10 protein-coding genes are annotated in these 7,790 nt (G+C 72.0%); 3 read left to right on the top strand and 7 right to left on the bottom strand.

Translation table 11 applies throughout. From position 1 onward, the window contains the following. Positions 1-113 precede the first annotated feature (113 nt). Complete coding sequence (locus GT030_RS19450) at positions 114-596, bottom strand: DUF5994 family protein (RefSeq protein WP_202460284.1); 483 nt, start codon at positions 594-596, stop codon at positions 114-116. 162 nt (positions 597-758) lie between these two features. Further along, positions 759-1,187 carry an amphi-Trp domain-containing protein gene (locus GT030_RS19445; protein WP_161202186.1) on the bottom strand — a complete coding sequence of 143 codons (429 nt, stop codon included), beginning with the start codon at positions 1,185-1,187 and terminating at the stop codon, positions 759-761. A gap of 217 nt (positions 1,188-1,404) precedes the next feature. Here GT030_RS19445 and GT030_RS19440 point away from each other — a divergent pair, with 217 nt between their 5' ends. Further along, a complete protein-coding gene (locus tag GT030_RS19440; protein WP_161202185.1) occupies positions 1,405-1,731 on the top strand; it encodes a carboxymuconolactone decarboxylase family protein in 327 nt (108 codons plus the stop codon). Between the two features lie 107 nt (positions 1,732-1,838). On the opposite strand, the gene GT030_RS19435 is transcribed toward GT030_RS19440, so the two are convergent. The 3 genes from GT030_RS19435 to GT030_RS19425 form a co-directional block, all read right to left on the bottom strand. Continuing rightward, positions 1,839-2,822: a bile acid:sodium symporter family protein gene (locus tag GT030_RS19435; protein WP_161202184.1), complete on the bottom strand. Its 984-nt coding sequence runs from the start codon at positions 2,820-2,822 to the stop codon at positions 1,839-1,841. A 133-nt stretch (positions 2,823-2,955) separates the two neighbouring features. Further along, entirely contained in the window at positions 2,956-3,312 is a 357-nt protein-coding gene (locus GT030_RS19430; protein ID WP_161202183.1) for a TraR/DksA C4-type zinc finger protein, read from the bottom strand. Positions 3,313-3,321: 9 nt separating this feature from the next. After that, complete coding sequence (locus GT030_RS19425) at positions 3,322-4,515, bottom strand: MFS transporter (protein ID WP_161202182.1); 1,194 nt, start codon at positions 4,513-4,515, stop codon at positions 3,322-3,324. A 69-nt stretch (positions 4,516-4,584) separates the two neighbouring features. Between GT030_RS19425 and GT030_RS19420 the strand changes: the two genes are divergently transcribed. Beyond that, positions 4,585-5,559, top strand: a complete 975-nt coding sequence (locus tag GT030_RS19420) for a helix-turn-helix domain-containing protein (RefSeq protein WP_161202181.1) — start codon at positions 4,585-4,587, stop codon at positions 5,557-5,559. A 10-nt stretch (positions 5,560-5,569) separates the two neighbouring features. Then, complete coding sequence (locus tag GT030_RS19415) at positions 5,570-6,076, top strand: glutathione peroxidase (RefSeq protein WP_161202180.1); 507 nt, start codon at positions 5,570-5,572, stop codon at positions 6,074-6,076. Positions 6,077-6,199: 123 nt separating this feature from the next. Here the strand turns inward: GT030_RS19415 and GT030_RS19410 are convergent, their stop codons facing one another. Both GT030_RS19410 and GT030_RS19405 read right to left on the bottom strand, forming a co-directional pair. Next, the gene (locus GT030_RS19410) at positions 6,200-6,391 is read right to left on the bottom strand and encodes a DUF397 domain-containing protein (RefSeq protein ID WP_086694630.1); all 192 of its coding nucleotides are present in this window, start codon (positions 6,389-6,391) and stop codon (positions 6,200-6,202) included. A gap of 211 nt (positions 6,392-6,602) precedes the next feature. Further along, the gene (locus GT030_RS19405) at positions 6,603-7,460 is read right to left on the bottom strand and encodes a helix-turn-helix transcriptional regulator (protein WP_130338818.1); all 858 of its coding nucleotides are present in this window, start codon (positions 7,458-7,460) and stop codon (positions 6,603-6,605) included. Between the last annotated feature and the right edge of the window lie 330 nt (positions 7,461-7,790).

The raw sequence follows: 7,790 nt of genomic DNA, 5'->3' as shown, positions 1-7,790 counted from the left end.
GGCCACCCGGCCGCCCCGCCCCACCACCCACCCGGCCCGCGGCGACGCGAGCCCGGGGCGTTGACGCGGGCTCGGGCTCCGGAGCACCCGAGGATCCGAGCATCTGAACCGAGTCAGCCCCCAAGACCACGCCCGCTCCCGGTGTCGAGGAGGATCTGTTCCGCGTCGCTGACGTTGTCCACCCGGACCGCCTGGGCCATCGCGGCACGGGCGGCATCCGGTGCCGCGTCGGGCGGGACGACCAGCAGAGAGAAGATGTCCCGGTCGCCCCGGGTGATCAGGACCGTGTCGTCACCGACCGGGAAGGAATCAACGCGCACCACGTGGTCGTCCACGACGACACGCGTCGGGAGACCCTCCCAGGCAACGGCATCCAGCCCCACACGGGACACGGGGCCGAGGTGGTCGACGAGGGCACTCAACAGGGCGGGCAGCTCGGCGCCGATGTCGCGCGAGCGCGGCCACCACGCGCCGTCGAGCACACCTTTGCGTGACTCGGTCGTCTCCAGCCGGAGCAGCGCACACCCCGGCCGCACGGCCTCGTGGACGCCACTGGGCAGATGTCGGGGAACAGGTGGTGTATCCGAGCTGGTCATGATGGCCACCCGTCTGTAGGACCGGTGCGACGACGGGACTCCGCCCCGCGGCTCCCACGCTACGCCTGGCGCCCCACGCACCGACGTCTGCCAGATCGCCCGCCCTCTCGTCCCGCCCTCGCGGGAACGGATCCAGGGAAGGGCCTTCGCGCTTGCTCGGGGTCACTTCTTCGCAGCGGCCCGCTTCACACCCTTGCTTCGGCCGGCGCTCGTGCCGCCGCGCCCGGGCTTCGCGGGCGCGGTCTTCGCGGGCGCGGTCTTCGCGGGCGCGGTCTTCGCGGGCGCGGTCTTCCGCGTGGCGGCCTCCTGTGCAGCCGTGACCTCCTGCGCAGCCGCGGCCGGCGGCGACGGCGCTGCCCGCTTCCGGCCGGTCGACCACTTGAACTCGATCTCCAGCTCGATCTCGCCGTTGCCGATCTCGATCTCCATCTCGCCGTGCAGGTCGTCCGGGACCCGCAGGCTCAGAGTTCCCGAGCCGAGATCCAGCTCGGCCTCCCCGCCTTCCCGCAGCGCCGTGGCGAGTGCCGTGAGCTGGTCGGCCGCCTCAAGGCGGGACAGCGGACGCTTCTGCTCGAATCTGAGGTCCTTCATGGTGACTCCCCTCGCGGGCGAAGACCGGCCGGCCGCTGCCGGTACCGGCCTCCTCCGGCCGGTCGGGCTACTTCCAATCTCGGCTCACCGGGTTGACCCCGCACGTCGGGGCGCCATGCACGGGGCCCTGATGCGTTCTACGGTTGGTGAGGGGCCCCATCCGTGCTTTCCGTCTCCGACCCTCTCGGGCCCGGAACTCACCAGAAGGGCATGCCACATGTCCACCGCATCCGACACCCCGGTCCTCGACACCCTCGCCGCCATGACCGTCGACTCGGTCGAGCGCTGCGGACTGCCCGCGAACGCGCTCGTCCTCACGCGGATCGCGGCACTCGCCGCCTCCGACGCCCCGCCGATCTCCTACGCGGCCCACATCGACCCCGCCCTCGACAGCGGCGTGACCGTCGAACAGTTGCAGGACGTCCTGGTCGCCATCGCGCCCATCATCGGCACGGCCCGTGTCATGGCGGCGGCGGCCAACATCTCCACGGCACTCGGCATCGCCATCGCCGTCGCCGATGCCGAGATCGTGGCCCGGGGCTGAGAGCAGCCCCCTCCGCGGTCGAACGGGCCAGGCCCCGCGCCGACTTCTGTCACGCGGGGCCGGTCCGTTCGCTGAAAGGACGTAACTCCCTTACCGGGCCGCCCGCTTCACCGACCCTGTGAGTGAGGCTGAACAGGCCGTCGACCCGGCTTGGCACGCCGGTTCATCCATGCCGCCACCACCGCGCCCGAGAGGTTGTGCCAGACCGAGAAGACCGCCGCCGGCAGGGCTGTCAGCGGGGTGAAGTACGTCGCCGCCAGCGAGGCCGCCAGGCCCGAGTTCTGCATGCCGACCTCGAAGGCCATGGCCCGGCGGGCGGCGGGGTCGAGGTGGGCGAGGCGGGCGGCGCCGTAACCCAGGGCGAGGCCGAAGGCATTGTGGAGGACCACCGCGAGGAAGACGATCGCCGCCGCGGCCTTCAGGGCGGAGGCGCTCGCCGCCACCACGATCAGGACGATCACCGCCACCGTCCCGGCCGACAGCCAGGGCAGCGCGGGGAGGCAACGGCGGATCACCGGGGCGGCCAGGCGGCGGATCAGGAGGCCGGCCACCACCGGGACCAGGACCGTCTTCATGATGTCGACGACCATCGGACCCGCCTCGACGTCCAGCATGTGTCCCGCGAGCAGCAGCACCAGGTACGGCGTGACCAGCGGAGCGAGCAGCGTGGAGACCGTCGCCACCGACATGGACAGGGCCACGTCGCCCTTGGCCAGGAACGTCACCACGTTGGACGCCGTTCCGCTCGGCGTGCAGCCGACCAGGATCACGCCCACGGCCAGGGCGGGCGGCAGGTCCAGCAGCTCCGCGATCGCCCAGCCCAGGCCCGGCATGATCACGTAGTGCGCCACCAGACCGAGCGCGACCGCCCAGGGACGCTTCACCACGCCCTGGAAGTCCTCCGACGTCATCGTCAGGCCCATGCAGAACATCACGACGCCGAGCAGGTAGGGCACGGCCTCCTTGCCCCCGGCGAACGTCGACGGCATCAGCATCCCCAGGGCCCCCGCGGCCAGCACCAGCAGGGGGAAGACGGTCACGGCCCGTTTCGCCGTACGGCCGGCATCCGCCGTACCCGCCCCGTCAGTCATCACCTCGGCCGGAACAACCTGGCCCTCTGAGTCCCGCACTCACCGCTCCCGCGTCCGCCGTCCTGTCCTCGCGGACCACAACCCGCCCGCCCGGTGATCGTGCCAGACGCGCCCCCGTCCGTGTAAGGCACACCTATCGCGGCTCCACCCCCGCGCACCCCACGCACCGCGTGCTCGCCGGCCGGATCTCCAGCCGTTCCGCCGGGATCTCCACCCCACAGCGCTCGCAGATGCCGTACCGGCCCTCGCGCAGGCGCACCAGAGCCTCGTCCAGGTGCTCCAGGTGCAGCCGGGCCTGGTTGAGGAGGGAGGAGACGTGGGCCCGTTCGAAGGCGGTGCTGGAACCGTCCGGGTCGTGTTCGTCGTCGACGGCGACCAGGGCGTTCGCGTCGACGATGGACTGGAAATCCCTGGTCAGGGCGTCGATCTGGGTCAGGGTGGCAACACGCTCCGCCGCGAGACGTTCCTCGACGGCGGCGTTTTGCGGCATTTGCGTCACCTATGCCTCAGCGTCCGCCTGGACGGCCGTATTCCGGGCCGGGGCGCGGTCCGCCAGCGCCAGTCCCGAGGTCACCGCCACCGACGCCCCCGCCATCAGCGCCATCCCCGTCGCCGGAGACGTGAGCTGCGCCAGCGACCCCGCCACCGCCGCACTCACCCCCTGCATGGTCAGCATCCCCGCCGAGTGCAGCCCCAGGGCGTGGCCCGACAGCGCGTCCGGGGTCAGGTACATCAGCCGCTCCTGCTGGACCAGACTCGCGCCGAATCCCACGGAGGCGACCGTCACGCACACGACAGCCACGGGCAGCGGCGGACGGGCCGCGAAGGCCAGGTACGGCACGGCCAGCAAGAGAAGCAGCGGGGTCGCCAGGTGCGCCCTGACCGCCGGAGGCAGCAGGCGGCCCACCGTCACATCGCCCGCCAGCATCCCCACCGCCCCGCAGGCGAACAGCGTGCCCGCCGACTCGGGGGCGTAGGAGACGTACAGCGACTCGCAGCCGACGACCAGGCCGTTGGGGACCCACAGGCCGAGGTAGGTGAGGCGGCGGGGGCGGGAGGACCAGAGGACGGCGTTGGTGTGCCAGGTCGCCGCGACGGACGGGCGGCCCGTGGTGCGCGGCGGGCGGGCGGTGAGGCCGAGGCGGAGGGTGAGGGCGGCGGTGAGGTACAGGGCGGCGGCGATCAGGAGGCACACGCGCGGGGAGATCGTGGCCAGGAGCAGCCCGCCGGTGGCGAACCCGACCGTCTGTGTCAGGCCGTTGAGGATGTTGAAGAGGGAACGCCCGGGCAGATAGCCGTCCTTGGTGAGGATCTCGTTCAGCAGCCCCCAGCGGACGCCCCCGCCCAGCGCGGCCACCAGGCCCAACAGGAGCACCACGGCGAGGAGTACGCCGGGCGGCAGTCCCGGTACCGCCTGGAAGGCCGTGCCCGCCGCGAAGACCGCCGCGATGGTGGACAGCGCCGTGCGTGGGGGCAGGCGGTCGGAGCCGGAGAGCAGGAAGGTCGCGCCGACGACCTGCGCCAGGGCCGGGCCGAACATGCTGAGCGCCGAGAGCAGCGGGGAGCCGGTGGCCCGGTAGACGAGGGTGCCGAGGGCGAGTCCGCCCATCGTCGAAGCGGCGGTCTGGGCCGCGGCGGCGAGGAAGAGCGGGGTGAACTCCGGGGTGCGGAACAGGGATCGGTAGCTGGGCATGCGGGGAGTCTCGGCCGCCCGCGGGGTGCTCGTTATTGTTTCGCCGGACGGCGAAAGGTGGGGCGGGGCATGGGGTGGTGGCTGCTCGACGCGGACACGCTGGCACGCAGCCGCTTCGTGATCTCCCCGCTCGCCGAGACCTTCGCGAGCCTCAAGCTGCTGCACGCGGCCACGCCCGCGCACCCCGGCGAGCGGGAGTGGCTGCGCTCCCATCTGCCCGCCTACCGGGCCCGGTTGGCAGCAGACCCCGTCACCGCACGCCTGATCCGCGCCGGTCTCGGCCGCAGCTGGATCGCCGACTTCCTCACCCCCACCCCGCGCGACGGCGAGACCTTCGGCGAGGAGGTCGGCCGGGTGCGGGCCGCCCGCCCCGCCGACGCCCGCGCCCACCTGCTGCTCTCCCTCGCCGGCCCGCTGCCCGCCGTACTGGAGCGGGACGACCTGCCCGAGCGGGCGGCCACACTGCTGGAGTGGGTGTGGGAGGAGACGGTACGGCCGGACTGGGAGCGGCGGAGAAGGGTGCTGGAGGCGGACGTGCTGGCGCGGACCGCGCGGATGGGGCGGGGCGGCTGGGCCGGGGTGCTGGACTCGCTGCGGCCGGGGACGCGGTGGCTCGGTGAGAGCCGCTTCCAGGTCAACCTGCAGACCTACCCGCCCCGCGAGATCTCCGGCGCCGAACTCGTCCTCGTCCCGGTGACCCCGGCGCGGCAGGGCTGGGTGGCGTGGGAGGGGCGGGAGCGGTACGCCGTGGTCTACCCCTGCGCCGGTGCCCTCGCCGGGCAGGCCGAGCGTCCGGTGCCCGCGAGCCTGGGCGCGCTGCTCGGGCCGGCCCGCGCGAGCGTGCTCACCCTGCTGGAGTCCCCCTTGAGCACCACCCAGCTCACCGCGCTGACCGGCCAGACGCTCGGCTCGGTCGGCCGCCATCTGAAGGTGCTGCGCGAGTCCGGCCTGATCACCCGGCGCCGCGCCGGCCGCTCGGTGCTGTACTCGCGCACGGCGGCCGGGGAGGTACTGGTGGAGGCCGGGCGCACCGGCCCTGGCTAGGCTGCCCACCATGACGACCAGTGATCACACCTCCTCCCCCCTCGACGTCGAGATCGGTGCCCTTCAGGGCGGTTCCGCCGAGCTGGCCCGGTACGCCGGGCAGGCCGTGCTCGTCGTGAACGTGGCCTCCAAGTGCGGGCTGACCCCGCAGTACACGGGCCTGGAGCGGCTCCAGGAGCGGTTCGGCGAGCGGGGCTTCACCGTGCTCGGCGTGCCGTGCAACCAGTTCATGGGCCAGGAGCCCGGCTCCGCCGACGAGATCGCGGAGTTCTGCTCGGCGACGTACGGCGTGACCTTCCCGCTCACCGAGAAGGTCGAGGTGAACGGCGAGGGCCGCCACCCGCTCTACGACCGCCTCACCGGCTTCGCCGACGCCGAGGGCCACACCGGCGACATCCGCTGGAACTTCGAGAAGTTCCTGATCGGCCGCGACGGCCGGGTCGTCGCCCGCTTCGCCCCGCAGACCGAGCCGGAGTCGGCGGAGGTCGTCTCCGCGATCGAGGCACAGCTCGGCTGACGGACGCGACGAAGCCCCCTCGGCAAGGACGGCGGGCCGGCCGAGAGGGCTTCGGGGTGGTGCGTGTGCTGTTGGTGAAGCATCGGTCCGGTGCTTCTACGCGTGGGGACCGGGGTCGGTCCGTTACGCCTTGACCGAGGCCACGAAGGCGTTCCACGCCGTGGCCGGGAAGGCCAGCACGGGGCCCGTGATGTCCTTGGAGTCGCGTACGGCGAGTTCGGCGGCGGTCGGCGACTTGACCTCGACGCAGGCGCCGTTGCCCGCGGAATAGGAGGACTTCATCCACGTCTCCGTCGCGCCCTGAATCAGTGCCATGTCCACTCCTGTTGCGAGTTGCGGTGGTGCGGTTCACGCCAACCCATGCGAGCGATTGGCGTGATCGACGCTACCGGTCAACCCCCCTGACCGCAGGGACCGTTCACTCAAGCGGGTGGCATATTCCAAGCGAGCCGTCATGAGGGTGGGGCGACGGTGTAAGATCCCTCGCCCCACGAACCGCAGCCCTTGCGGGAACCCGGCCGGAGCCCTACTGGGCGAACCTCTTGGCCGCGTCCTGGATGAACTGCTGGGACCGCTCCACCGGGAGCGCCTGGGCCCGCAGGTGCTCGTACATCACGGCGTACTTCTGCACGTCCGGCGCCTTCTCCAGGTACAGGTCGCTGGTGACGCCCTCCAGGTAGACCACGCTGGAGTCGGCCGCGTCGGCGAACTCCAGGATGGCGTACTGGCCGTTGAGCCCCGGATGCGCGCCGACCTCGAAGGGGAGCACCTGCACGGTGACGTGCGGGAGGCTGGACAGCTCGATCAGGTGCTCCAGCTGCTCGCGCATGATGAGCTTGCTGCCGACCACCCGGTGCAGCGCGGCCTCGTCCAGCACCACCCACAGGCGCAGCGGGTTGCCGTCGTCGGTGACCCGCTCCTGCCTGCGCATGCGGACCTTGACGCGCTTCTCGATCTCGGCCGTGGAGGTCTCCGGCAGCGCGCCGCGCACCAGCGCCTCGGCGTACGCGCGGGTCTGCAACAGGCCGGTGACCAGCTGGGGTTCGTACACCCGGAGCGACTGGGCGTCGGTCTCCAGACCGATGTACACGCTGTACGGGATGTCGCCGAAGGTGTGCCACCAGCCCTGCTGGCGGGAGTCGCGGGCCATCTCCATCAGTGAGTCGACCACCCTCTGGTCCTCGACCTCGTAGACCCCGCACAGATCGCGGACATCGCGCTGGCTGATGCTGCGGCGGCCGTTCTCCAGCCTGCTGATCTTCGACTGCGACACCAGCAGGCGGTCGGCGACCTCTTCGGCCGTCATGCCCTTGAGCTCACGGAGCTTGCGCAGCTCCTGGCCCAGCCGGCGCCGCCTGACGGTGGGATTCACATTGGACGCCACGGGATGCGCACCTCCGGCTGGCTGCCTGTATCTGACACTTTGCGTATCTGCTGTTGAGCAGACTGCCACCAAGGCGGTTTCCACCGCTGGGAAACGTCGTATATGCGGCGCCTGCCCGACAGTTCGGGGTACGCGCCGCCCTGCGGACTGGTATGGGGTGAAGCGGCGGAGCGGGGCGGGGGGACTCCGTCGGTCCACCCGTCCCGCTCTTCAAGTCGCCTGCTGCCGACGGGGGTTGCCCTCGGCCGGGCCGTTCAGTGTGCCGCCGCGCGGGCCATCGTGCCGTGGTGCGGCTGCATCGGGACCCCGCGCGCGGGTTCCCCGGCCCTG

The organism is Streptomyces sp. SID1328 (genome assembly GCF_009865595.1).
Taxonomy (GTDB): domain Bacteria; phylum Actinomycetota; class Actinomycetes; order Streptomycetales; family Streptomycetaceae; genus Streptomyces; species Streptomyces griseoluteus.
Note: the sequence above shows the minus strand (reverse complement) of the source record. Positions and strands in the feature narration are given on the sequence as shown.